Consider the following 25428-nt stretch of genomic DNA (forward strand, 5'->3'; position numbering starts at 1 on the left):
GGTTCTGGTTCTGGTTCTGGTTCTGGTTCTGGTTCTGGTTCTGGTTCTGGTTCTGGTTCTGGTTCTGGTTCTGGTTCTGGTTCTGGTTCTGGTTCTGGTTCTGGTTCTGGTTGAGATTGTGTTTTAGTAGCAACAACCGGCGCAACTGTTTCCACTTCCTCTTCAGATTCGACCTGTTTCGAAGTTGCATCAAACAACATACTGTCTAGATAAGCCGACAGTGCGATATTTGGACTGGCCTCAAGTACATCAACAGGTTTTGGCTTGGGCTCGGACTGCTTGGCACGCATGGCAACTCTTCCCACTTTTAACAGGTCCCCAGTAACACACCAGCCCGCTGCAGACAGAATTGCTGCAACCGACTTTCTGGTAAAACGCGCACCATTGATAGTAATTGCAGGGCTGCCACCAGACAATGCACGCCTGCCAGTTGTTGACTGACAATCACCAACTGCTGATCAATGGGAACGGCACTTAAAAACAATGACGGTGATTCGGATACCGCTTCACTCTGTACGGCAGAAGGCAACAACAAAGACAGATAATCACTCACTACTTGCTCTGTCATGGAAATCATCTTATCACCCTCCGTTTTTCAGCGTTTCCAACAAGCTGCGATATTTCTGTGCTGCTCTCGAATTCGGGTCGATGGCATTAATCGCCAAGCCTTCTTTACTTGCATCCCGAAGTTTAGTGTCTACCGGAATCATCGAATTCCATACCCTATCATCATAGTCCTGTTTCAGCATTCTGAGACATTTTAATGACGCCTGAGTACGTCGATCAAACATGGTAGGAATAATCAGATACTGAAAACTCTTCTGTCTGGACTTCATAACCATATCCAGAGTATGAACCATGCGCTCCAAACCTTTTAACGCCAAATATTCCGTCTGGACCGGAATCAAAAGTCGCGCACAGGCAGCCAAAGCATTGATCATAAGCACTCCCAACAACGGAGGACTATCGATCAACACATAATCAAAATCGTCCCACAATAACGCCAGAGTTTTGGATACCACCAACCCCATCCCATCTTGTTGACTGATGTTGCGCTCCAGCGTCGCTAATGCCGTACTGGCTGGCAACAACTGTAATCCCGCATGCGGAGTGTCCACGATTATCTGTTGTGGTAAATATTCCGGGATTTGTCCTTTATGACAGAACAAATCGTAACTACTGTGCTGTAACGCGTCCGGATTGTATTTGAAATATGCCGTCATAGACCCTTGGGGATCAAGATCAAACAGCAACACCCGTTTACCCTGTTCCGCGAGCAACGCACCCAGATTGACAGCTGTTGTCGTTTTACCGACACCACCTTTTTGATTTGCCACTGCCCAAACGTGCACAATTACTCTCCTTCCCCAGAGGTTACAGACTCAGTTCGCGTAAACAGGCTGGATGCTTGTACGACCACCCGCCGGTTTATCGTCCGCCCTTGGGGCTTGTCGTTATCCGCAATCGGTTGATACTCACCATAAGCCAGGACAGACAATCGTCTTGGGTCAATACCTGCCTGCTGAAGATATTCAACGACAGCAACAGCTCTTGCGGCAGACAATTCCCAATTTGACCGAAACTTTCCGTCGGTCACTTTCTGATTATCAGTATGTCCTTCCACTTGTATCGGCACATCCTGATTTTTCATGAGCTTTGCAAGCTCATAGAGTATAGCTTCGGAAGCTGGTGTCAGTACTGCAGTACCTGACTTAAAACTGAGATCCGAATCAAAGGTCCAGGATATCCAGTTTTCTGATCCGGAAACTGAAAACAAACGGTCCTGAATCTTCTGTTCAAACTGAGTCTCCATTGACTGTTTTATTTCCAACAAACTACTCGGCACTGGATATTGCTGATTGTCATTGCGCAACTCAATATCTGGCAATGGAGGTATGTTTTCAGGTGTCGTCAACAACGAATCCCCTTTGGGAACAAGCTCCATATCAATAGGTTGGCGACTGCTTGGTGAGACGTCAAAGATCTTCACCAGCGTATTGGTATAGTTTTCAAACTTAGCTTTGTCCACCTCAGAAATAGCAAACAAAAATGCAAAATAAGCAAACAGCAACGTCATAAAATCCGCATAAGACACCAACCACCGATTTACCCTCTGATTATTGGTGCGACTAAAATGACGGTAAGCCATTATAAAAAGCCCCGCAGACGCGTTTCGAGGTTACTGGGGTTTTCACCATCAGCAAGGCCCGAGCAGCCCTCCTGGACCATCGAGTAATAGCGATCCACATCACGACCATGATTTTTGAGTCTCTGGGCAATTGGTAGAAAAATAAGATTAGCGCTACCGACACCATAAACAGTAGCAACGAATGCGGTGGCAATTCCGTTCCCCAGTGACTCTGGAGACTCAATATTCGACATGACCTGAATGAGTCCGAGAACCGCTCCTATAATTCCAAAAGTTGGGGCATAACCACCAATGCTTTCAAAGAATTCAGATGCCTCATAGATTTTCTCCTGCTGGCGTTCCTGGAATATGGAAAGATGATTCCGGATTTCCAAAGCCGTGCGGCCATCTGTTGCCAGTTGAACCCCTTCCCGTACAATTGGGTCCGAAATGTCCACCAATTCCTTATCCAGTGCCAGAAAACCATGACTTCGGGAAAGCTGAGACCAGTGGTGAAATTGCTCTATAGTCGTGTTAAATGAGGGTTCACTCGACAATGCCCGGGAAAGGGCTTTTACTGAGTACCAGGCTCTTTCTGGATGAATCTGTGCCATTGCAGACAAAAGCGATCCACCCAAAACGATGGAAAATGCCTGTAAATTAAGTAGAGAGCTGACGTGCGTGGCATCCAGCATATAGATAAAAAAAACGGCGGCAATTGCCAGCACCATCGACAAAATAGAAGACATGTTGTATTCCTTGCCACAGCACAGTGGTTAATCTCTATCGGCAAAATGAAAGACAGTGCCAACAATACCCCTATTTTACAGTAGGTATCGCCTCAACCGCTTTTGGTCATTGCCACCATTTTACCGGCAATCTGGTCCAACGGAACAATATCGTCCGCAAGATCTGCCTTAACCACTGCAGATGGCATGCCATCTATGACACAGGTCTTTCCTTCCTGTGCCCAGATATGGGCGCCACGAGCTTTTAACAGGCGGGCACCTTCCTTACCATCACTGCCCATTCCTGTCATGACAATAGCCAACACGTTATTGGAATAATATTTCGCCGCACTGCCAAAGGTAACATCAATACAAGGCTTATAGTTTAAGCGATCATCACCTGCGAAAACTTTCACCCTATTTTTGGCTGAAAGCATCATTTGCTTGCCTCCAGGTGCCAGCAAAACAGTCCCTGGCGCAAAACTGTCACCATCTTCAGCTTCTTTCACTGACAACGGACAAATTCCGTTAAGTCGTTCTGCATAGGCGCCAGTAAATGCCGCTGGCATATGCTGTATTACCAATATGGGAGCACTAAAATTTGCTGGGATTTGAGTCAGTACTTTCTGAAGCGCAACCGGCCCTCCAGTACTGGTACCGATCATTACCAGCTCAGGAGCACGAATTTTGACTCCGGTTTTTGCTGCTGGCAACGGTCTCGCTGGGGCAGGCGCAGCCGATGTGGTTGTTTTACGCCTGTGGGATTTAACAATATGAAGCAGCTTTTCAATCAGCTGCTGACGCAACAAACTCTGCTCATGAGCAACATTTTCATAACCCTTGGGCAGGAAGTCCACTGCTCCGGCGTCCAAAGCATCTAATGTGATGCGGGCACCAGCATGCGTCATTGAGGAAAACATCAGGATGGGCGTTGGCTGCTTTGCCATAATCTCGCGGACAGCAGTAATACCGTCCATTAATGGCATTTCGTAGTCCATGGTGACAATATCAGGCTTAAGCTTGAGAGTTTTCTCTATCGCTTCTTTTCCATGGCTTGCCTCACCAACGACAGTGAGTTCTGGGTGAGCATCGATGATGCTTTTTATCTGGTGCCTGAAGAAGCTTGAATCATCAACAATCAATACCTTATAGGTCATTATGTATCCAAAAAAATATTGTTAATATTATTGGTTGCAACCTGCCGCCCGAACTCTCATCAAGCGTAATGTTTTAACATACTGGGAACATCCAGGATAAGTGCAATTCTGCCGTCACCGGTAATAGTGGCACCAGCCATCCCTGGAGTCCCATGCAGCATTTTGCCCAAAGGCTTAATAACCACTTCCTCTTGACCAACCAACTGATCAACAACAAATCCGACTTTTTGCGTTCCTACGGAGACCACCACCACATGCGCACTACCGGACTGACCATGCTGTGATCCGTTGATCAACCACGAACCCAAATGGTAAAGCGGCAAAGGTTTGCCACGCACCACAACCACTTCCTTGCCGTCAACCACATTTGTTTTGCTGATGTCCAAATGAAATATTTCATTCACATTCACTAACGGCAATGCAAAGGCCTGATCTTTTAACATCACCATTAACGTTGGCATGATCGCAAGCGTCAGAGGCACTTTGATCATGATTCGGGTACCGCGACCAATTTCACTATCAATATCAATAGTACCATTCAGCTGGGTAATTTTGGTTTTCACCACATCCATGCCTACACCCCGGCCAGACACATCAGATATCTGCTCTTTGGTGGAAAATCCAGGGGCAAAAATAAGGTTGTAACACTCTTTATCACTCAAACGATCAGCCGTATCCTGGTCCATCACACCTCTTTTCACTGCCAGGCTCTTGAGTATATTAGGATCCATTCCTGCACCATCATCTTCGATAGTCAACAGAATATGATCCCCTTCCTGCTGGGCTGCCAGCACAATACGTCCGGTTCTGGATTTATTTTTCTGTTCGCGTACATCCGGCGACTCAACACCATGATCAACAGAATTTCTAACCAAATGCACTAGTGGGTCAGCCAATGCTTCAACCAGGTTCTTATCGAGGTCAGTTTCTTCACCCACTAGTTCAAGATTAACCTCTTTCTTCAAATTACGGGCAAGATCACGGACTACTCTGGGGAAACGACCAAAAACTTTCTTGATCGGCTGCATGCGAGTCTTCATGACTGACGTTTGCAAATCAGCCGTCACAACATCGAGATTGGCAACAGCTTTCTGCAATCCCTCATCATTATGCTGATCACTCAGACGCATCAGGCGATTACGCACCAACACCAGCTCACCGACCATGTTCATAATGTCGTCCAGCCGTTTGGTATCTACCCGAACGGTCGTTTCCTGAGCAGCTGCATTTTTCTCTGGCATAGTCGCTATGGTTTTGACTGCAGCTTTGGTCGGTGCAGAAACAGATTTAGACTCCGCAGCTTTGACATCTTCAGGTTTTACGGCTGGTGTTTTAACTACCGGATTTTTTTCAGCGGGCTCGTCTATGGGTTTTGGCTCAGGTTTGGCCGTAGCTTTATGTTCTGGCGAAGCGGGCTTAGTATTGGTGGGGGCACTTTTCTGGGCAGGCTCTGAGGCTTCATCTATTGCCCCGGTAAATTTTCCTTTGCCATGCAACTGATCCAGCAGCGCTTCAAATTCTTCGTCACTGATCTCATCAGAATCAGATTCAACTTCCGCTTTGACAGGTTCTTCAGATTTTGACGCCGGTTCTGGCTCAGAAGTTTCCACAGCCATGAACTTACCCTGGCCATGGATTTGATCCAGCAATGCTTCAAACTCGTCATCGCTGATTTCGTCCCCATCTTCCGCACCAGCCTCAAGATTTGGCTCTTTGGGAGCTGAATCCGATGCCTCAGGGGGTTTCTGATCCGCAGACTCTTGTGGCTGTATAGCATCCAACAGGTCTTCAAACTCTTGATCTGTTATATCCTCTCCTGGCTCTCCTTTCGCTGTATCACCACTGCCTTCATCAACGACTACAGCCTCCGGAACCTCTGATTCTGATTGTGTTTCTTCAACCGCCACCGACTCATCGCGACCATTCGCCAGGTTATGTAATTCTTCCAACAATTCCGTATCTGCCGGCTCAGGCATGACACCACTGCTGACACACGAGAACATCTCATTGACAGAATCCAATGCGCGTAACACCGTATCCATCAACTCGGAAGTAACCCTGCGCTCTCCTCGACGAAGAACATCAAACACATTCTCAGCCGCATGACAACAATCAACCAAAGGCCCCAACTGCAGAAATCCAGCTCCGCCTTTAACTGTGTGAAAACCGCGAAAAATAGCGTTCAGCAGGTCTGAATCTTCCGGGCTACGCTCCAGCTCAACCAACTGCTCACCAAGAAGCTCTAGAATCTCCCCTGCTTCAACCAGGAAATCTTGTAAGATTTCTTCATCAGCTTCGAAACCCATCTTTAACTCCTAGAAACCCAAACTTGAAAGGAGGTCATCAACATCGTCTTGACTCGTAACTACATCATCGGCCGCATCCGCACTTATTTGAGGTCCGTGTCCTTTAAATTGATCGACCTCCTGCTTTTTGCTTTCCTCTGGTGAGTGAACGATGCCTGTGATGGTCTCCACCTGACTGGCCATAAAAATCAAGTCTACAAGACTGCCCTCCACTTCCTTGACCAAATTTGTGACCCGATGAATAACCTGCCCAGTCAGGTCCTGAAAATCCTGCGCCAGTAAAATACTCGACAGATTGCCATATAGATTTTCTGACTCATTGGCAGAACGCTCCAAAAAAGCGTCCATCTCCCAATACAGATCCCGAAATTGATCGCCCGACATTTCCCGATCAATCAACTTCTTCCAGTGCTCGCGCAGTCTTTTCGCATCCTTACCCAGCTTATCTGCTACAGGCATGGATTCTTCCACCAAATCCATCGTCTTATTTGCAGCCTTTTCAGTCATATCAACGACATATGACAATCGATCACGAGCATCGCTCATATCAGACATAGACTGCTTTTCAGATACGGTTTCGGCTTCGATATTGAAATTATTAATCGCATTATGCAATGCACGGGTGAGCCGCCCCACTTCCTGGTACAAACTCTGATCTCTAGCCTCTTGCAGAGACTTGATCACTGCCAGCGCTTCGGGCACCTGCCCTTCAGTCAAATACCGTTGTAGCTCCTGAGTTTTGGATTTCAGCAGCTCTTCGAACTCTTGTTTCAAGCCATCATTGTTTAGCTGTTCCATGGGGGCCTCTCGGATCAGCTGTTATCAACGCGATCAAATATTTTTTCTATCTTTTCTTTGAGTGCTGCAGCTGTAAATGGTTTGACCACGTACCCATTAACACCAGCCTGTGCAGCGGCCACAATCTGATCCCTTTTGGCCTCGGCAGTAACCATTAACACCGGCAATTTTTTTAACCGATCATCTGCCCTGACTTTTTGCAACAACTCTATACCGGTCATTCCCGGCATATTCCAATCTGTTACAAGAAAATCGAAGTCACCACTCTGCAGCATTGGCCAGGCAGTATTGCCATCATCAGCCTCATGCGTATTAGTGAACCCCAAATCCCGTAAAAGATTTTTAACAATCCTCCTCATGGTTGAAAAATCATCCACAACAAGGATTTTCATATTTTTGTCCAAGGCGACCTCCCACTTTTATCTGACGCCTGAAATACATTGGATTACATATATTCATAATAGACGGCCAATTTCGTTCAGCCAGTTTTGTATGAAGTTTTTTTACTTCGGAATAGATGTCACCAAAGGCGACTTTATTCCGAGGTCGGGATTTTAAGAGAAAGTATTGATATTTCGAGGTTTTTTTATTAAATCTTAATCAGAAAATGATTTATATCGACTCAATTGACGATAGCAAGACCATCAGCAAACAGGCCGAACCAATGACTATAAGCTACCCTTATCGCATTTGCCAAATTTGAAAAAGTTTACACGACCCGGATATGCCAGGGCTCAAAGCGCACGCCAAAATTATTATCGATAGTATAACGTATACGAATATAACCCAGAGATATGAGCTCTTTGAACACATCACTGTCAGCAAAATCTGAAGTAAAGTTCTTTAGCCCCCAATTGCGCTGCCCAACATCAAAATCACCAATGGCATGATAGGAATAACCTGGAGGAGCCAATGAACGTGAGGCTCTGGAAAGATTATAGTTTGCATTGACCACTTTGGACGTATAGAGATGATACTGCTTCGCCACACTACGGATTCCTGACGTCAGAATCAGGTCATCACCAACGATAGAACACAATTTATTGAAGAGTTTTTCCGAATCCCCCTTGTATAAGTAGTGTCCTGATCCAGGTACTTTTACAACATTGTCTGACTTGATAGACGCAGTTTGGCTGGCAGTAACCTTTTCGCCGAAAAAGCCCAAATCTTGAGCGTTGCGAAAGAACAGCTCATCAAGTAAGTTTTTCTCGGCTTTGGTAAATGACTCCACAGATACATAGCGGTCGCCAACTTTCAACATTTCATCAAAAGACAGGATATTGAAGTTACCATAACCAACTGTCTTCTGAACCCGGCCAATTCGGGTATGAAGGCTGTCAAAGATCTTTCGCTGATTTTCATCAAGCCAGACATCGTCATTCAGATCTTCGTTAAAATGCAACACCCGCTCACGCATTTTGGCTTCTTCTTCAGCCTCAGCGATGATATCTGACCCCCGAATTTCCGTTTCCGACACATGACTATCAACCGGTACGTTAGGGATACTAACAGTCTCTTCTAACGGCGCGGCTTCTGCATCAACCATGGCCACTGGCTCTTCTACCACCGCCATTGCAGCTTTAGTCTCGATGCTCGCCCTCCCTGCAGCCAATGGGTCCGGAAGCTTGACAACGGTCATGTTCGGGTACCGATTACGATGCAACAGGTGCCATCCTACTGCAGTGCCACCGGCACACATGCCTGCTGCGGTCAGCACCTGATATAGAAACTTACGTCTGGAAATATCTTGAGTCACTCGGTTACTTCAACCTTGTCGAAATGCTTAATTTATAGCGACCGAACTACTTGTCAGTAAAGTTTAGTCGAGTTTTTATCCATACTGACAAACATAGCATCAATTTTTTAACATGCCAAAAAAGCTACCTGCAAACAGCATCTTTATCCTTCTGATTCAACCACACTATGCTATATCCATCCAGCTCCACCTCATGCTTACCAACAGCAGAATGCCACGGAATAACACCCTGCAACAAGTCTTCATAAGTATCCGCGGGCATACCACTCAATATAACCCGTCTGGATCTCAAATCAATGGAAGAAACATGCAGTAGTTTTTCAGTAACGGGCGGTATCTGAAGCGCAACCAGATCTTTACTAAAATTAACAACCACGCTGTTTATATGGTTTTTATCGGGTGAACAGTGACTAAAGGCAAGCAAAAATTTTTCAGCATCTACCGATGCCGATAGCACCCTGGTCCCCATCAGTTGCTTCCACAGGAAACCTAACCAATAATCAGGGTTAGGCTGATATCCACCTTTGACTGGAGACAACAATGCGTAGTCTCCTCCAACCAGACTCTGCCGAACAATAACCTGTTGCCCAGCTTCGGCCATCAATCCCATATGTGCAACCCACCAAAGAGATGATACCCACCTGTCTGATAATTGTTTTTCACCGCCACATTGAGCAGGCCCAGTTTCCCCAAGCCAAACACGAAGAGGTTGTATACTATTTTCCGACCATCGCCGGATCATTTGTGCCTGAGCTTTTATCTCCTGGTAAAAAGCAGGACTGAGAAACTGCCGATCAGTTGCAGTTACCGACCGTAATGGACAGCGTGTGGACTGACTGGGATAAAAGTGCCAGGTAAAAATATCTAATCCACTAGGCCTTTCAAACAGTATACGAGAAGATCCGATGACACTACTGAATGGCTCTTTGAGCTTAGGCCAAAAAGCATTGGCCGGTCCAGCCAATTGAGTATTAGGAAAATAGCGGTGAATCAACTCTCGGGCTCGATAGGTATCCTGAACATACTGGCCATAAGTAATCTGTTGCTTCAAACCAAAAATCAGCCAAAATGCCCCAACTTCATTACCCAGCTCAAAAACAGCTGGAGTGACTTGAAAATCTCGCATCCATTTAAGCAGAGGCTCCACTGCCTCTGGCTGCCATAGCCCATTCACCCTCACTCCTGGCCCGGCACTCAGTGTAAACATTAGATCCAGACCCGTCTGATGCAGAAAGCTCGCCAGATCAGCAACTGTTGCCGAATCGATTTCGCTGGTATTGTAGTGATTCCTGTCCTGATCCCCATAAGCCACACGATCAGACTCAGTACCGCCGATCCGAATATAAGCAGGCGTCAACACTCGTGCCCATTTCTGCAGCTCGGGGTCTATCAGCGACACCCTGGGAGTTTGTTGCCCCCACCATTCCCCTCCAGACAATAACGCCATGTCGATTGCGAAAGACAGAAACCTTTGATCGACCTCTGCTACGGGCTGATAATGAACTTGCAATCTCGCTATCGAATGAGAATCCGACCGTAGAAACAACATTCCTGCCCATGACAGTAGAATAATCAGAGACAACCAACGCCGATGCTTTCGAGGAATACTTTTATAGTGAATCAAAACCGCAAAAGTGCCTATTCATAGTCAACCAGCCCGACATTATGGACGACCCAAAGCGGCATTGGCATGGCGTCACAAAAATTTAATCTGACTGGAATTAGGCCTGCCCACCCAATTTGGACAATCAAATACAAAACAGAAAAACCCGAGAACCCCGTCACCATACCAGTTAACAGGGTTATTTGCTCAAATAACCCTCGGTTTCATACTTTAGAATGATATTATTTTCATGAAATTTATGAATATTATCCCTGCCTGATTCCCGTTGAAGACACTCCTACGAGATCATCAGATATACGAAAAAGGCCCAGGCTCCTTAATGCCTTGGTGCAACAGCTATTGGTTGTTCCATTTTTCATCAGGCAGCAAAAAAGATGATCTGAAACGTGATCGATTCTCAATACTGATAGAACAGACTGGCATTAGTTAAGTTAGTGATATTTTCCAATTAGCAGAAAAGGCCTGCATTTCGGCAAGATAGTTACTATGATCAGCAGTTTTTTATGAGTGATATTCCGTTATTTCAGTACTGTAGAAAACCAAGCAAGACAGATATCTATGAACGGGGCTTAATTTCACTTAAATCAGCCTGAAACTCAAACCCAAGCATTGAGAATAGCGCCTATAAAACACGACATACAAAACATGAATTTGCGACACCACAAAAGCTCTTTGACCTTAAATGTCGTTTTTGTCCTGAAGGATTCATTTTTGTCAACGTGCTAAAATTATTCACGAGAAAGAAGTAAATTACGAATTACCGGTTAAAATAAAACTTGTTTGGTAACAACAAGACATTTTTGATACATTGAAAATAAAAGGGAAAAGTTCAAGAAAGGAGCAAAAAAAGCGACACAGTGGAAACTAATTTCCGTCTTTTAGCTTTTTATCTGTTTTATATGATTTTTTTCTGTCATGTTTTTCAAAAAAAATGACAATTAACCGGCTCTTTGTTCGAATTAGTTTATAGCAATTGCGGACGTTTATGACATCTATCACAATTTGGTTAGTCAACTTAGAAAATTACTAATGCGTCGATTAATAAACAGCAACATAGAAGCATACATTCAGGTAGTCTGCGCTCGCTACTCAAGCAGCTTCGACATCACACTGCGGAGCGAACATCTCTCGACTCAATTTAAGCAAAAGCTGGCCAGGATATTTAATTTGAAACATTGTTATCCGGACATCATCAGTGATGGCGTCAACCTGCTGGACAACCAATATCAATTGTTCTTGAGCCGTTTGATTGACGTTATGAATAAAGACAGATATCACCAGTCGTGGCTAACGTCTTCTGCAATTGAAACTTTGCATGGTGTGAAACTGAAGAAAATCTACTTTAGTAGCGAATACGTTAACTTTGCCATTAAGGATGCGTCAAAATTCCTTAATTCGGTATTACCTCCTACCGCTCAACGAGGCATGTGCGGGCTGGAGAAAGTACTCAGAGAAAGGACAAAACGGTAGCAGTTAACACTCTGACAAGCTCGACACCTGATGTATATTTTTTGATCGGCTGATATGGATCAGGCGAGCAAAGTGTTACTCTGCTATAGTTTTATTATTATTAAAGCAAGGAGGAGTTCACTATGTTGCCAAAAATCAAAACCATTCTATATGCATCAGACCTCGGCAATCATACCCGCCCGGCCATTCGCACAGCCGCAGCGATTGCTGTCAGCCATCAAGCCAAAATTATCTACCTGCATGTCCTGGAACCCATTACCAATACGGCTCGTTCTCTGGTCAGTTCTTATATTTCCGAAAAAGAAATCAACGAACGACTCCAGCAGAACAAGGAGGAGATGACAGAGTATATGCAAAAGAGAATTGCCAAATTCCATGATGAAGAACTGTCTGAAGAAGAAAACCAGCTAGAAACCATGGTCATGGTCAAGATTGGCACAATTGAAGAAGAAATCCTGAAGGTAGCCGAAGAACAAGGCGCAGACATGATTGTCATGGGTAGTCGGACCCACTCAGGGGTCGGACAATTTATGATGGGCTCAAGTGCCAACAAAATAGTACACACCAGCAGCATTCCAGTCCTGGTAGTGCCTATCAGAGATTGATTCCCCTCTGTGCGGAATGAGCGCCCTACCGATGGGTGCTCAACAAATCACTTACTTTCTTTACGGTTAACCCTGTCCAGTAAACCCATCATAAATGCTGAAATCACAAATGTAAGATGAATCAGAACATACCACATGATCTTGTCATTATCCTGCATGTGCTCCAACTCCATAAATACTTTCAATAGGTGGATAGAGGAAATAGCAACAATCGACGTGGCGACTTTATTTTTGAGAGTACCGACATCCAGCTTTCCCAACCAACCCAGTTTTTCCTTGTCCTCAGCAATATCGAGCTGAGACACAAAATTCTCATAACCGCTAAACATCACCATTACCAGCAGCCCCCCTACCAGGGCGAGATCAATCAGCGATAAAGCCTTCAGAATAATATCAACCTCACCAGCCGAAAATAACGCCGGCAAGATATGAAATAACTCCTGGAAAAACTTCACAGTGACAGCAGCCATCATCACACTCAGGCCAAGGTACACGGGAGCCAACAGCCAGCGCGCTGAATAAAGCAAGTTCTCAAAAAATTTTTCAAGCATGTTTTGGGGTCCTGGAGATTTTCATCGACATATTTTTAAGGTCCTTGAGACTTAGTTCAACTCTGATCGCAATGAACCAATGATTAACCATGATAGACTTCATGATTCTTTTTCTTTAACCAATTCAGTAGCTTAGGCGTTTGTATTAATGAGTCATCAGTGGCACATTGAAGCATCAAGCTGCTCAAGCAGCAACCGAAACCGGATAGGTAGAAGCTTGGAATAACCATACTGATCATACGTTTAACAGCCCTATCCAGCTGTAGCCACTGGACTTATTGCCAGACCACAGCTTTGATCAATGACAGCAATAATGACGTTTACAAATGCATATAAGTTGAAAATTCGATAGATGGGACTCTAAATGCTGTACAGATTGCTGAAAATTCTGATTTTGTTGGTTGTTGCGTGCAGCGCCCAGAGCAAGATCATTTTTCAGATTACTGGGGACAACAAAGCCGCCGAAGAGAATATTAGAGCGCTCCTGCCCCCAAGTTTTGGTGATGACAGAACCAGTCTTGAAAGATATTTTCGCAGTATCCGGGTACAGGCCCAACAGGCCCTCAATGCTCTGGGCTACTATCGTTACACTATTGACCATGAGGTTGTCGAAAACCAGGGGGGATTAAACCTTGTCATCGCGATTCAACTCGGTGATCCGATGCTGCTACACACCATCTCCGTATCGATCAAAGGCGACCTGAATAACGATAAAAACTTCGAGTTTCCGAAAAACCTGATCCCTGAACCAAACAGTCAATTGAATCATGCTGAATATGACAACCTGAAAAACCTATTACGCAGCCTGGCCATCAATAAAGGTTATTTGGATGCAAAGCTCAGTCGACATGAGCTACAGATCGATCTGGCCCGCAACGAAGCGAACATTTACCTGGTACTCAATAGCGGCAAACAATATTTCCTGGGTGAAACCCGTTTTGGCCCCACCAAATTGAGAGAATCCTTTCTGAAGCGATTCATCCGCTACAAGGAAGGGGCACCCTACTCTCCAGCCAAACTGCAAAAACTGAATCTGGATCTTCAGCAATCGGGCTACTTCCGTGCTGTCCGGGTAACTGCAGACCCGGCAGAAGCCGTAGACTATGTCATTCCCGTTGATGTCGAATTCGTGGATCGCAAACGTAACCGGATCGATCTGGGGGGTGGTTACTCAACAGACCTGGGTCTGAATGCCGAGATCAACTGGCAAAATATTCGTTTAGACGGAATGGGTAATCAGATTGGCGGCAGTTACGCAGTATCCGAGGTAAACCAGGCCGTTACTCTTAACCTGAAGCAACCGGGTAAACGCCCACAAACCGATTACTTCAGTATCAACCTTGGCTGGGAACAACAGTATATTGAAGACACAACCAGTTCGAGAGCCAATGTGGGGGGCGAGCTGGCCACTTATCTCGGGCGAGGCTGGTTGCAGACATTTTCCCTCGAACGCACTTATGAGGAATACACCGTCGGTTCAGAAGGTTTTCAACTGGCTGAGCTGACCATACCTGGCATCAAGTGGCAGCGTCGCGTCACTGACGGAAAGCTGGATCCGGCAGAGGGTTTTAATACCAGTCTTGAGGTGAAATATACTTCTAAATCCTTTCTCAGCACGACAGATCTAAGCCAGTTCCTGATCGAAAGCCGCGCCATCGTGACCCCCTTCCCAAAAAACCGGTTAACGGCCAGAGTTCAGCTGGGATCTTTGGTTGCAGAGTCATTTGAGAAGGTTCCTCCTTCTCTGCGTTTTTACGCCGGTGGAGACCAAAGTGTACGAGGCTATGACTATCGTTCAATCGCGCCTCAAAATGAAGACGGCGATATCCTGGGTGGTAGCCAGCTGTTTACGGGTAGTTTTGAGTATGCGTACGAATTTATTGATAAATGGCGTGCAGCTGCATTTGTGGATTACGGTTCGGCGTTTATGAAATGGGACGACATGAACTCAAAAGTCGGTGTTGGAGCAGGTATCCGCTGGAGCTCTCCAATTGGTCAGGTCAGGTTGGACTATGCCATGGGTATTTCTAATGATCCTTTCTCTTATCGTGTACACATTTCTATGGGGCCGGATCTATGAGTCGCTGGTTCAGAACGATCCTGACCATCGTTGGGTTGTTGGTCATACTCGTCTCCATTCCGGTCGCCATTATCGGTACTGAATCAGGCTGCCGATGGATAGTCTCAGTGACCAACAGATTGTTGCCCGCACTCACCATTGAAGGCTTTAAGGGCTCCCTGTTTAGCGGTATTCAGGCAGACAAGGTCACTTGGAAAGACAGCGCGGTTGAAGTCACCGTGACTGATTTTTCCACAGAATTGTATCTCCGCTGCTTTTGGCGCAATGAAATCTGTCTGGGCCAATCCCGCGTAAACCTTATCGATGTAGCCGTTATCAAAAAAGACACCAACAGCAACCATAAAACCAGCATGCCCGATGTCAGCCTTCCCATCAGATTACGGGTCGATGCCCTCAATGCCGCACATTTACGCTATCGCAGTATCGACGAGCAATACCAACCCCTTGAAGACTGGATCAATATTGGGGAGTCTATGGCCATCCTTCAGGGAATGTGGGATCACGATAAAATAGTCGCCGATCAGATCGACTGGCAGCTAGGTGGGGTTTTTGTCCAAGCATCTGGAGAGCTCGACACCATCAACTCATGGCCCGCAAAACTAACGGTCTCTGGTGGAATTACACCTTTAAGTAAGGAATTTGCGGTTCAGGGTTCTATCGACGGAGACTTTGATGAAGCCCATTATGACCTGACGTTCAATGGCTATGGCAGTGGCCATGCTGAAGGCAATATTCAGATATTGGGACACAACCTGCCAATCGATGCATTCCTGAATGTCACCAGCCCACCTGCTCAACTCAGTCCGTATACTGATATGTTTGATCAGTTACAAGCATCTCTCAGCGGAACCAGTGAGGGCTATCGGATATCGCTGAAGGGCTTGTATGGTCACTCGCAGAAAACAGTGTCCGGCTCAGCGGTACTGGATTTTTCCCGTTTACAACAAATAGAGCTCACCATCTCCCAGCTGGCCTCCCTCAGCGATGGCAGTATCGACTGGAGTGATGTAACAACCCTGTCTGGAAAACTTGAATTAATCGAGTTTGAAACCCCAGGCAACTGGCCCCTCCAGTTCACTGCTCAGGGCCAGGCTCAGGTCATCGCCAAGCTGGCCGACAACTATGACATATCGATGGCTGGAGATTTCAAATCTCTCCACTATGATCAATATACTGTCTCTGACAGCCACGCAGAACTGAACTGGTCGAACATATCCAATCACTACAGCCTGAAAGCCCAGGGTGATATAGAAGTCCCCGATCAACCCAAAACCTCTGTAAATGTTCAAGTAAACAGCCAGGACAAAACGCTCTGGAACATCGAACAACTGCAGCTGCGTTCGAAGGTCGGCCAGCAGAATGCCAAGGGGACGATTTCCTACTCCATCTCCGATCCGGCACCTGTAAACTGGAATATCGACGGAAATATTACCAATACAGATGTCAGCTTTTGGTTTCCTGACTGGCCCACCCTCTTAAGTGGGCATCTGATCAGTTCTGGATCATGGGTCGATGGCAAACTACTTGCGTTCTCTCTGGATACATCGATGACTGGCGAGCTATTGCATGACCCGGTTCAACTGGACATTCGTGCGCAAAAACAGACTGGCGCGCCTCTTGATATTGCAGATATAAAAGCCAGCTGGCGCAACAGTACACTGAATGCCCGGGGAAAAATCGACCATCATGGAGCCAAAGTCCAGTTTCAATCAGCTGACCTTTCGGGCCTTTATAGCGAATTGGGTAACAATGCAGTCAATATCAGTGGCATCCTTAATTTTGCCAGTCTGGAAGCTGCCCAAAACTTCGACATCACCCAGCTACAATCGAGCCTGCAGATCAATGCTGACCAGCCACGTCATTTTAATTTGCTGAATAAGATCAACATGCAGCAGATGTCAGCCAAAGCGAAAGTATCGTTAACGCCACCTTTTAACTATCAGGCCTCTTTGCACGCAAATAACTGGGATATTAACGATATTCCTCTGGGCGCCCTGAACATAACCAGCAGTGGCAATCAACATACACAAACGTTCCAGTCAACAGTTACTGATAACAAAGGTGTTGGCATGGAACTCGCCAGCCAACTATTCGACACTGGACATTGGCAAGGCATACTGAAAACACTTGATATCGTTAATGGCAAAAATCATTGGAAACTCAGTCAAACGACCCAAATCAACTATCAAAATAACCAGTTGAACGTCAGCCAGACATGTGTAACCAATAAACCCAGCAAACTGTGTCTGAATATTTCCACTACCGATACCCAGTTAGAGAGCTCTGGCACAATGGAGGCCCTGGACAGCAGTAAAGTACTGCAACTGTTGAATATCCGAAATATTCATCATGGTCTTGTAAGTGGTCGCTGGAATGTAGAATGGCCATTTGATGGTGTCAGTCCCAAAGTACAACTGGAAACCGACCAGGCTTCCGGATACCTCGATATCGATGGTAAAAACTATCAATACCAGAACGTAAGGCTGGACTTGAATCTGATCGATCAACAACTGGATGGCTCAATCAGTTATGACGATATTCAAGGCAATCATTTGGTTGGTCAAATCACTGGCAATGTGGAATCACTGGATCATGCTGAACTGCAAACCCACTTAAACGTCAACGATCAGACCTGGATGGATGCACCAAAACTAGTGATCACCCGGGACGATACAGGCATCGCAATCGCCGCTGATGTAAAACTGGCAAATGTCCCGCTAGAGTATTTTAATCTGATACCAGGCAATCTCAGTAATCAAATGCAATTTGATATTACTTACTTGAATAAAGTTGCCTGCCACAGAATTCCAGTAAATTGCCTGTCCGGAACCGTCAATATTCGTCAACAGCGTCTCAAACTATCAGACACAGACATTCCCACTACTGGAAAGATTTTATTTGATGGCAACCAAGCCGCATTGAATTTGACTGTTGGGCGCTTTTCCTACCAAGACTATCAACTTGATGGTAATGCAGACATCACTGTTGATAACGATCAGTGGACTTTGAATCAGTCACATGTGGGGGTGAACGGACAATCCAGTCATATCCAGGGGACTGGTCTACTTACAGACGATTTTCAAACTCATTTGAAAATTACCAGCGAAGAGCTACAGCCAGGTATTTATAACCAGCAACTGAGCGGAACCCTACAGACTCAGGCACAGCTTGAACTGAACTACAAGCAGGACCTGAACTGGCAAACAAGTGGTTCGGTAGAGGGAATGGTTCGCCAGCGTGAATTCAAAAGCCAATGGGACATTGCCGGCCACGGCAATCAGTTGACCAGCCTGACAGAAGCTTGGGTGAACTGGGGCAGAGCTCAGGTTGTTGCCAAACAAAATGACAATGGCTACAACATCAATATACAGGCTCCAAAACTGGAAGAATTTGCCTTCGGTATCACCGGTGACATCAAAGCCCAGACGACACTGAATTACCAGGATGGACTCTGGCAGCTCACTGCTGACTGGAACAGTGATTCACTCAGTTATGGGGACCTGCGCGTCAAGCAGCTCAATGGCACTGCCGGTCTAAACCAGCAAAAGAGCCAATTGCAACTCAATCTCGCTTATCAGAATCTGTCTCTGGCCAATGAACCATTTGGCGCACTCACTGCCGACTTAACAGGCAGTTTTGATTCCCACCGTCTCGTCATTAATCAGGAATCCGGCGATGGTCATGGCTTGATTATGGATGGTTCCTGGAACAGCATACAAAATCATTGGAATGGCAACATCCGCTGGGCCAAGTTCAAATTCTTTGAGCATGACTGGCAAACAACTAATGCGGTTCAGATTGACTATTCACCCGGAAAATTATCCGTCTCTCCCCATTGCTGGACTTACGCACAAGCCAATGCCTGTCTGAGTGAATTTCAACGCACCGCGACCGCAACAGATCTTCAGGCTACACTGGAAAATTTTGATGTGGGTAATATCACTGAAAAACTCGGCCAGGGATGGGTTATGAAAGGCCTGCTGGCCGGAGAAATTAGCGTCCACTCCAAACCGGATGATATCAGCGGCAAACTCGCCCTGAACCTTGAACAGGGTACCTTGATTTTGCAGAGTCGTGGCGAGGATCTGGTGTGGCCGATCAATAACCTAAGCGTCACATCCGGATTCAATCATGATTCCATTTCCAACAAGGTCAGCTTCGGTGTTCAGAATCAAGCGCTCATTGCTTCTGAAAGTGTGATTGATCTGAGCCAAAAGAACAAAACAGTCGATGGCACTTTAAACATCATGAATCTGCCCATGGAACTGGCAGTTCCTTTTTTACATCCACAAGACCAAATATCCGGGCAACTGAACCTTAATGCCCGCTTTAATGGTCCGGTAAAAGAACCGGAAGTCAAAGGCCAGTTCAAGCTAACAGATGGTGCTTTGCAAATGGTGGAATATCCGGTTCAGATAGAACATGTTGAACTGGAAGGGGAACTGAACGGTAAAACCGCCACCTGGACCGGTCACTTTAATCACCCCAAACAATCCAGTTCACAACCAGCCACGACTGAAGGCACGTTCACCTGGGATGGGCCATTGAAACTGGAAACCAAAATTAAGGCTCACCGGTGGCCATTAAAAATACAACCTTATGCAGACCTGTCTGTCAGCCCTGACATGGATGTGATCGTGACGGAAACAACCCTGGGCCTTTATGGTACGGTCAAAGTGGACAAAGGCGAGATTACCGTTAATAAATTACCAGACCAGGCCATTACCCCGTCAGATGATGTCGTGTATGTTGGGGAGGATAATAAACCCGCCACCAGCCAGGATCTCAAGGCCAACCTGCACATCCTGACAACCGACACAGTGAAATTCTCCGGCTATGGACTCAAGGGAGAGCTGACGGGCGACCTGGTATTACTGGATAACTATCAGGCCCGTGGCCAAATCGATATCGAAGAAGGTGAATTTGAATCCTTTGGCATTAAACTTGATCTGACCGAGGCTTCTTTAACCTTCACCAATACCATCTTCGAGCCCAACCTTCACGCGGTGGGTTCCAATACCGTGACTGATAAAGAAACCGGCGACAAATACAATATCGGCATTGAAGTTTCCGGAACATTGGAAAATCCATCAGCGGAGATTTTTTCCGACCCTTACCTGCCACAAGATACTGCACTCTCCTACCTGATTCTGGGTCGCCCTCTGAACTCAAGCAGCCAGGAAGAAAACCAGGTCAGCGAAGCTGCACTGGCATTAGGAATTTTTGGCACCCGAAGTTATGCCAAAGCACTGGCAGAAAATATTGGACTTGAGAGTTTTGAACTCGAAAGTGAAGGTACAGGAGAGGAAACACAAGTTGTTGCCACAGGGCAGATCAATGACCGCCTCAGTATTACCTATGGCTACAATCTATACGGCTCAGGTAGCCAGATCGGATTTCGCTATGAACTGGCCAAACGGCTATTTGTCGAAGCAGCACGGGGCTATGCGAGCGCTTTATCACTACTGTACAGCTTTGAATACGACTAATAGCCGGTTGTTCCGGCTCCTTCTGCCATCAATCCTGAATGAGCAAATCATCTGTTCTGTTTTAGTTTGCTGTTTTCGTCCAGGATTATTTTAGAAACAATGTTTCATTATTATTGAACATTTATTTTATTCTAATTAACATCACAGTAATTCATTCACTACAGATCATATGTCAGGATATCCGCTCGCTGCACAGACTCTCCGTAAAAGTGTGATACGCGGTTCATAGCTGATGGCAACAAATGACTGTTCACTAAGCCTGAGGAGGCTGACTTTATGGTGAAGAACCCATTTGACCTATCCGGTAAGGTGGCCATCGTCACCGGGAGCAATACAGGTCTTGGACAAAGTATGGCAGTAGGACTCGCCCGGGCAGGAGCAGATATTGTCGGCGTGGCCCGGCGTGAACAGCCAGAGACAGAACAACAGGTTATGGCTATCGGCAGGCATTTTCACAGTATTCTGGCGGATGTCAGCCAGATGACATCCATTGACACCATCATCAGAGGCTCAGTCGAGCGTTTCTCAAGAGTCGATATTCTGATCAACAATGCCGGAATTATTCGCCGTAATGACGCGCTTGATTTCAGCCAGCAAGACTGGGATGAAGTCATGGATATCAACATCAAGTCCTTGTTCTTCCTGAGCCAAGCCTTTGCCCGTCAGATTATCACCCAGGAAACTCAGGGAAATATTATTAACATTGCATCCATGCTGTCATTTCAAGGTGGAATCAGGGTGCCCTCTTATACTGCCTCCAAAAGCGCACTGATGGGCTTGACCAGGGCTATGGCCAACGAATGGGCTGCACATGGCATCAATGTCAATGGTATCGCTCCGGGGTATATGTCCACCAACAATACTGCCGCACTTCGCGAGGATGGCGAGCGTTATCAGGAAATTCTCAACCGCATACCCGCTGGCAGATGGGGTACGTCTGAAGATATTTCCGGACCAGCCGTTTTTCTGGCCTCTGAAGCCTCACGCTACATCAACGGTTTTATTCTTGCTGTTGATGGCGGCTGGCTGGCACGATAACCCTTTTTGGTTGTACCGGCGGCATCCACACCAGGATCAGCCGGTCTCCCTCCTCCTTTAAAATGATTCCCTCCAAATTCTGATTGATCAGAACTATCGTTCCGCTTCTTATTTTTTTATAATTTCAGAAATAATATTTTAAAAAAAATAAAACTATGACAAACGACGACACCTCTCCACAGCTCGAACCCGTATCCTCAGTCATGAAAGTTTTTGCTATTTTGACCGCTCTGTCAGAGTCAAAAAGCATAGGCGTCACGGAACTTTCGCAACAAATCATGACCTCAAAAAGCACAGTTTATCGTTTTTTACAAACGATGAAGATGCTGGGTTATGTCAGTCAGGAAGGAGAGAGCGACAAATATTCCCTCACTCTCAAATTGTTTGAACTCAGCTCTAAAACCCTGGAGCACGTTGATCTGATTGCCTGTGCCGAACCTTATATGCGACATATTGGTGAACAAACCAAAGAAGCGTTGCACCTTGGCGTTCGCGATGGAGAGAGTATCGTCTATGTGTTCAAAGTTGACTCAAAGTACAACCTGCGCATGCAGTCCCGCATCGGTGGTCGCAATCCACTTTACAGCACCGCAATTGGTAAAGTGTTACTAGCCAATCTGTCGGAACAGACCATTCGGGAAATCCTGACAACCACAGAGTTTGTGCCTTCGACTTCCCATACCCATCGTACAATCGACTCACTACTGGCTGAACTGGAACAAGTCAAACAACAGGGGTATGGTGAGGATAACGAAGAACAGGAAGAAGGGTTACGCTGCATAGCAGCTCCCGTTCATGACCGATTCGGCAATGTCATCGCAGGCATGAGTATTTCCTACCCGGTGCTGCGTCATACCGATGCGAACGAACAAAAATATATTGAGATGCTGAAAACCAGCTGTCGGGAAATATCTGAATATATGGGTTTCTATTCCTAAGCAGCCTAAAACACATAACCGTCAGATATTATTGGCGACGGTTATGGCAAGGCTTCAGTGACCGCTGGAAAAAATCAGACACTATAAGAATCTGGACTTCAGCCCGGCAATCAAAACTTCAATCACCTGATCTATAATTGCATCCCGCTTGATCGGATCATCAAGATTCACTTCAGCCGGCCATGTGTTGATATGGGCAGCGGCCCGTACTGCCCCTGCTTGAAATAGAGTGCACACACCGTGAGCAAGTGCCCAACTGACAAATGATCCTATGGCAGACTCATATTCGGACAACTCTCTGCCATTCTCCCGCAGTAACTGTTTTACCACTTCCTGAATCAATCGCTCACTTTCGACACCCGCTTCAGTCAGATGAGGCGGTATTTTTTCCGGATCCACATTCCAGGAGAACAACAACTCAAACAAATAAGGATATTCAATGGAAAAGTTCAAATAACTCTTACCCAGTCTTCGTAGTCGTGCTTCCGTGGCATCCGGCGGCATATCGCGACAATCATCAGAAAGTACCTGATGAAAAAACTCAAACGCTTTTAATTTGGTTTCCATCAACAGCGCGACCTTATCGCTGAAATGGTTGTATACAGCGGTTGGTGTCACTCCCACCGTTTTCGCCAACTGTCGCAATGACAGTTGCTCATGGGACTGCTGGTGTAAAGATTCAAAAGCAACATCCAGCAGTGTCTGCTTCAAATTTCCATGATGATACGAGTCTTTCTTTGGAGTATCCATCTTGTACAGCCTTCACTCTGTTGCTTGATTTCGATGAAATATTCTAGCAGGTTATTGATTTTCTACTGATATTACGAATACGGCCAGGATCTATCTCGACATCCACCCCCTAAACGTTTATTGCCCCGGTATCTGACCAGCTTGCCGAAATGCACGAAACCATTGTCTGGTTAAGACAAATCTGAAAAAAGTAACCTACTGCTCAAGAAAAATTTCCGCAACAGTATTAGCGGCTTTGGCTCTAGACTATACCTTTGCTTGCAGCATCATCGACAACAGCGTCAGCAGCAGACCGGATGTCACACAGATCCAGGATAGTCCAAGTATTCCCTCAATCGTGACCGGGTTCCCTACCAGAAAAAAAGATATGATAACAATATGAATCAATAAATTGGGTCCGTAATGGTGACACTTGGGATATCCACCCCTCTGCCACTTTAAATAGCTCGGACACGTTCATGAACTTCTCCTGTGTGTTAGGGAACCTCTGAAAAATGGCCTATTTTCGCGCAGGACGTTGTCAGCCCCCGTCTCACATCCTCATTGACACCCGTAAATTGCGGTGTTGCAAGTGGTGCTTCCTCGCCTGCACCAAAACTATTACTATTTTTCAGAGGCCCCTCCCTTAGCGTTTTAATATCATGGAAAATGAAAACGCATATCAAACATCAGGACATCTGAATTTCGATAATTATAAAAAGCCTGTCGCGTTGATTCTGCCAGATATGAAATAAACGAAAGACCGAAGGTCCAGTTGTTGGAATAGTTCCATTGGCCTTCCTGACGAAGCACCCAACCATTATCTCCAGTGCTCCATAGCGCCGAACTCTGGAGCTCGAACTGATCATGAAAACCGTTCCAGCGAAACCTCAACATACCACCATACTCCCACTGTCTCGCCACCAGCTCTTCCTGATAGTCAAAGATATGAGTGGCATTAAACTCAGTGATCACCGTGAGGTTTTTAATATTACGCTCCAATCGTATCCCACCAAGCCAACGATCCTTTTCAAGCCATTCTTGAGCCTCATAGGAAAGATCCGTTGCCAGTTTTCGATCAGTCTGGACCCCGGCCTCACCTTTCCATAACCACTTTCCAAATACAGCACTCCCATCCACTGACACCATAGAAAAACGATCCTGTTTGAAATGAACAGATGAGATGACCGGAAAGCCGCTTACCAAAGCATAGTCAATCCGATCAGGATAAGGCATATTGTCATAAACCTGGGCCACAGAAACTCGGGCATCTACGTTCGCCTGTTGGCGCTGATATTGAAATGCCCATTCAAAGCCTTTGTTTTCATCAATGTCTATCGTTGTCCCTGTTGAACGCAACTCGATCATTCGATCAAAATCTGCATAGGCTGCTGGCATACGATCACTACCCGCCGCCACAATCCCCACGAGAATCAAACGGTCTTCAGCCTGACTGAACTCGGCTTTGAGTGCCGGTACCGGGAGCCGGACATCCTCAAGTTCAGATTGACCCGGCCAACGTTGATCACGGGTACTTAAAACATCACTGATCTGAATACTGTCCAACTGCCCCCAGGCCAGAGTTTGATAGCCTCCTTTTATCCATACACTACCAAGTCTCGATTGCAAAAATGAATCCCGTAAACGCCAGTCCCACTCACGATCCCGGACTTCGCTGTTAGACATCTGATAAAACCAATCACCATGAGCATTATGCAGTTCAGGGCTCCAATCATGGGTCAGACGTCCACTGAGAACCACATTGGTTTCTGGATTGAAACGATAATCTGCCTGTAGTTGCAGCGAAGATTCCAAACGACTCCAACCCGCCTGCTGTCGGGAAAAATCGCTTTGCTGGTCCTCCAGACTATAGGCTGCTTTCTGTTGCCACCAGCCGGAGAGATCAAAAGGCTTCGAGACACTGTCACGTATAGGTTCAACATCTGTGGTATCGATGTCTGAAAAAAAATCATCCGCCCATAGATCAACAGAGAGGCATACACAGAGAATTATCGAGAGCGATAACCGCAT

19 protein-coding genes are annotated in these 25428 nt (G+C 46.1%); 6 read left to right on the forward strand and 13 right to left on the reverse strand.

Annotated features, from left to right (window positions below; genetic code table 11):
- Positions 1–307: 307 nt before the first annotated feature.
- The 10 genes from ACQY6I_RS19260 to ACQY6I_RS19305 all read right to left on the reverse strand — a co-directional run bounded on the left by ACQY6I_RS19260 (position 308) and on the right by ACQY6I_RS19305 (position 10320).
- Entirely contained in the window at positions 308–568 is a 261-nt protein-coding gene (locus tag ACQY6I_RS19260; protein ID WP_428243138.1) for a hypothetical protein, read from the reverse strand.
- A gap of 13 nt (positions 569–581) precedes the next feature.
- Complete coding sequence (locus tag ACQY6I_RS19265) at positions 582–1352, reverse strand: ParA family protein (RefSeq protein WP_428243139.1); 771 nt, start codon at positions 1350–1352, stop codon at positions 582–584.
- 2 nt (positions 1353–1354) lie between these two features.
- Positions 1355–2149: an OmpA family protein gene (locus tag ACQY6I_RS19270; protein WP_428243140.1), complete on the reverse strand. Its 795-nt coding sequence runs from the start codon at positions 2147–2149 to the stop codon at positions 1355–1357.
- Positions 2149–2877, reverse strand: coding sequence for a motility protein A (locus tag ACQY6I_RS19275; protein ID WP_428243141.1), 729 nt, complete (start codon positions 2875–2877; stop codon positions 2149–2151). The genes ACQY6I_RS19270 and ACQY6I_RS19275 overlap by 1 nt, the downstream gene beginning before the upstream one ends.
- A gap of 92 nt (positions 2878–2969) precedes the next feature.
- Positions 2970–4013, reverse strand: coding sequence for a protein-glutamate methylesterase/protein-glutamine glutaminase (locus tag ACQY6I_RS19280; RefSeq protein WP_428243142.1), 1044 nt, complete (start codon positions 4011–4013; stop codon positions 2970–2972).
- Between the two features lie 59 nt (positions 4014–4072).
- Positions 4073–6319 (reverse strand): chemotaxis protein CheW, encoded by a 2247-nt coding sequence (locus tag ACQY6I_RS19285; protein WP_428243143.1) that lies wholly within the window; start codon positions 6317–6319, stop codon positions 4073–4075.
- Positions 6320–6328: 9 nt separating this feature from the next.
- Complete coding sequence (locus ACQY6I_RS19290) at positions 6329–7117, reverse strand: protein phosphatase CheZ (RefSeq protein ID WP_428243144.1); 789 nt, start codon at positions 7115–7117, stop codon at positions 6329–6331.
- A gap of 14 nt (positions 7118–7131) precedes the next feature.
- Entirely contained in the window at positions 7132–7509 is a 378-nt protein-coding gene (locus tag ACQY6I_RS19295; RefSeq protein WP_425402634.1) for a chemotaxis response regulator CheY, read from the reverse strand.
- 317 nt (positions 7510–7826) lie between these two features.
- Positions 7827–8873, reverse strand: a complete 1047-nt coding sequence (locus tag ACQY6I_RS19300; protein WP_428243145.1) for a M15 family metallopeptidase — start codon at positions 8871–8873, stop codon at positions 7827–7829.
- Positions 8874–8997: 124 nt separating this feature from the next.
- Positions 8998–10320: a hypothetical protein gene (locus ACQY6I_RS19305; RefSeq protein ID WP_428243146.1), complete on the reverse strand. Its 1323-nt coding sequence runs from the start codon at positions 10318–10320 to the stop codon at positions 8998–9000.
- 1206 nt (positions 10321–11526) lie between these two features.
- On the opposite strand from ACQY6I_RS19305, the gene ACQY6I_RS19310 reads away from it, so the two are divergent.
- Both ACQY6I_RS19310 and ACQY6I_RS19315 read left to right on the forward strand, forming a co-directional pair.
- Positions 11527–11967, forward strand: a complete 441-nt coding sequence (locus tag ACQY6I_RS19310) for a hypothetical protein (RefSeq protein ID WP_428243147.1) — start codon at positions 11527–11529, stop codon at positions 11965–11967.
- Between the two features lie 122 nt (positions 11968–12089).
- Positions 12090–12572, forward strand: coding sequence for a universal stress protein (locus ACQY6I_RS19315; RefSeq protein ID WP_428243148.1), 483 nt, complete (start codon positions 12090–12092; stop codon positions 12570–12572).
- Between the two features lie 47 nt (positions 12573–12619).
- Here the strand turns inward: ACQY6I_RS19315 and ACQY6I_RS19320 are convergent, their stop codons facing one another.
- Positions 12620–13123: a TIGR00645 family protein gene (locus ACQY6I_RS19320; protein WP_428243149.1), complete on the reverse strand. Its 504-nt coding sequence runs from the start codon at positions 13121–13123 to the stop codon at positions 12620–12622.
- 364 nt (positions 13124–13487) lie between these two features.
- On the opposite strand from ACQY6I_RS19320, the gene ACQY6I_RS19325 reads away from it, so the two are divergent.
- From ACQY6I_RS19325 to kdgR, 4 genes are all read left to right on the forward strand, one after another.
- Positions 13488–15203: an autotransporter assembly complex protein TamA gene (locus tag ACQY6I_RS19325; protein WP_428243150.1), complete on the forward strand. Its 1716-nt coding sequence runs from the start codon at positions 13488–13490 to the stop codon at positions 15201–15203.
- The gene (locus tag ACQY6I_RS19330) at positions 15200–20692 is read left to right on the forward strand and encodes a translocation/assembly module TamB domain-containing protein (RefSeq protein WP_428243151.1); all 5493 of its coding nucleotides are present in this window, start codon (positions 15200–15202) and stop codon (positions 20690–20692) included. Before ACQY6I_RS19325 ends, ACQY6I_RS19330 begins: the two co-directional genes overlap by 4 nt.
- 276 nt (positions 20693–20968) lie before the next feature.
- A complete protein-coding gene (gene kduD / locus ACQY6I_RS19335) occupies positions 20969–21730 on the forward strand; it encodes a 2-dehydro-3-deoxy-D-gluconate 5-dehydrogenase KduD (protein ID WP_428243152.1) in 762 nt (253 codons plus the stop codon).
- 203 nt (positions 21731–21933) lie between these two features.
- Complete coding sequence (gene kdgR, locus ACQY6I_RS19340; protein WP_428243193.1) at positions 21934–22668, forward strand: DNA-binding transcriptional regulator KdgR; 735 nt, start codon at positions 21934–21936, stop codon at positions 22666–22668.
- 81 nt (positions 22669–22749) lie between these two features.
- Here kdgR and ACQY6I_RS19345 read toward each other — a convergent pair whose 3' ends face one another.
- Entirely contained in the window at positions 22750–23418 is a 669-nt protein-coding gene (locus ACQY6I_RS19345; RefSeq protein WP_428243153.1) for a TetR/AcrR family transcriptional regulator, read from the reverse strand.
- 639 nt (positions 23419–24057) lie between these two features.
- Positions 24058–25428, reverse strand: a complete 1371-nt coding sequence (locus ACQY6I_RS19350) for a hypothetical protein (RefSeq protein ID WP_428243154.1) — start codon at positions 25426–25428, stop codon at positions 24058–24060.

Origin of the sequence: Gynuella sp. (genome assembly GCF_050297175.1) — a bacterium.
Classification (GTDB): domain Bacteria; phylum Pseudomonadota; class Gammaproteobacteria; order Pseudomonadales; family Natronospirillaceae; genus Gynuella.